The sequence below is a fragment of the Albidovulum sp. genome (genome assembly GCF_049646345.1).
In the GTDB taxonomy this organism is placed as follows: Bacteria; Pseudomonadota; Alphaproteobacteria; order Rhodobacterales; family Rhodobacteraceae; genus Albidovulum.
This window is the reverse complement of the sequence record NZ_JBARVQ010000705.1, coordinates 1-2,098: the sequence shown is the minus strand read 5'-3', so window position 1 is coordinate 2,098 and position 2,098 is coordinate 1. Positions and strand designations below refer to the sequence as shown.

Annotated in this window: 1 protein-coding gene and 1 pseudogene; one reads left to right on the top strand and one right to left on the bottom strand. The window is 64.4% G+C overall.

From position 1 onward, the window contains the following. The coding region (locus WBB85_RS18380; RefSeq protein WP_432640043.1) for an AAA family ATPase at positions 1–1,789 on the top strand (1,789 nt) is incomplete at its 5' end. Positions 1,790–1,798: 9 nt separating this feature from the next. Here the strand turns inward: WBB85_RS18380 and WBB85_RS18375 are convergent. Beyond that, positions 1,799–2,098, bottom strand: a pseudogene (locus WBB85_RS18375) (hypothetical protein); the annotation flags it as partial.

Here is a 2,098-nt window from a genome sequence, read left to right as displayed (position 1 = left end):
CGGGGCAGCGGGCACGGGCGATGCGGCAAACCTGCTGAAACCGGCGCTGGCGCGGGGAGAACTCCGGACGGTCGCCGCAACGACATGGGCCGAATACAAGGAGCATATCGAGAAGGACCCGGCACTCACCCGCCGCTTTCAGGTGATCAAGGTCGAGGAACCTTCCGAAGAGGCCGCCATCCGCATGTGCCGGGGTGTCGCGGCAGTGCTGGAAAAACACCACAAGGTCGAAATTCTCGATGAGGCGATTGAGGCGGCGGTGGCTTTGTCGCATCGCTACATCCCGTCGCGGCAGTTGCCTGACAAGGCGATCAGCCTTCTGGATACGTCCTGCGCCCGCGTCGCCGTCAGCCAACATGCGACCCCGGCCGAGGTCGAGGATATAGAGCGCCGCAAACAGGCGCTGGAGATCGAGGCGGGCATCATCGAACGCGAGGAAGCCATCGGCATCGACGTGGCGGACCGTCAGTCCGACGTCGATGCGGCTTTGGCTGTCACGGAAACGGAACTCACCGCGGCGACCGAACGCTGGGAGGCCGAGAAGGCGCTGGTGGAGGCGATCCTTGATCTGCGCGCCCAGCTTCGCCGCTCTGGTGTCGAGATCGATGAGACCGGAACGGCGGGCGACCTGCCACCGGAGGAGGAGATAACGGACGACGCGCCAGCCGTAGTCCCTCCGGCAGCCCTCAGCCCCGAGGAACGCGACAAGATCCTGACCGAGTTGCGCGCCAAGATGGCGGATCTGGCCGTGGCGCAGGGCGAACGCCCGCTGATCCTGCCTTCGGTTGACCGCAATGCTGTGGCTTCGGTCGTGCAGGACTGGACCGGCATCCCGACGGGGCGGATGCTGGCCAGCCAGACCGAACGGGCGCTGGCGCTGGCCGGGACGCTCTCGGACCGCGTTGTCGGGCAGGATCACGCGATGGAGATGATCGCGAACCGCATCCAAACCTCTTACGCTGGCCTTGGTGCGCCGGAAAAACCGATCGGTGTCTTCATGCTCTGCGGCCCCTCGGGCGTCGGCAAGACCGAGACCGCCCTGGCGCTGGCCGAGGCGCTTTATGGCGGCGAACAGAACCTCATCTCGATCAATATGAGCGAGTTTCAGGAGGCGCATACGGTGTCCACCCTGAAAGGCGCGCCGCCGGGCTACGTTGGCTACGGCAAGGGCGGCATTCTGACCGAGGCGGTGCGGCGCAGGCCCTATTCGGTGATCCTGCTCGACGAGGTCGAAAAGGCGCATCCGGATGTGCACGAGATTTTCTTTCAAGTCTTCGACAAGGGGATGATGGATGATAGCGAAGGGCGACGGATCGACTTCAAGAACACGCTGATCCTGCTGACCTCGAATGTCGGCACCGATGAGATCATGGTGATGACCGAGGAGGGCAAGACCAAGGCCAAACTGGACGAGCTGACGGCATCGCTGCGCGCGCCGCTCTTGCAGACCTTCCCGGCGGCATTGCTGGGACGGGTGGTCACGATCCCCTACTATCCTCTCTCGGACGCGATGATCGAGGCTATCGCTGGTCACAAGATGCGCGGCATTGCGAAGCGGCTGCTGGAAGGCCACGATGCGGAACTGGTGATCGGCGAAGGCCTCATGGACCTGATCAAGGCGCGCTGCACCGAGATCGAGTCAGGCGGGCGGATGATCGACGCGATCCTGACGAATACGCTTCTGCCGGACCTCAGCCGTCAGGTGCTGAACCACAAGCTGGACGGGCGCAACCTGACCCGCGTGACCGTGACAGGCGGGTCCGAAGGGTTCGGATACGTCTTTGAATAACGCCCCCTGCTACTCCGGGCGTTCCCGGCGCTCCGCTCCCCGTCGCTGCGGTTTGCGGTCAGACAAAACACCGGAGTCCAGAATGATCTCGGACACCTGATGTTCGCGCCTGTAGGCCATGACATGGACGCCGGCCACGCCCTTGATCTCGCGGATCTGCTGGATCAGTTCGACGCAGATCCGCTTGCCTTCCGCCGCCGGCTTCGCCGTCTTCTCCATCCGCTCGATCACCGCGTCGGGGATGTGAATGCCGGGCACGTTGGAGCGCATCCAGCGCGCCGCCTTCGCCGAGGCGAGCGGGCCGACTCC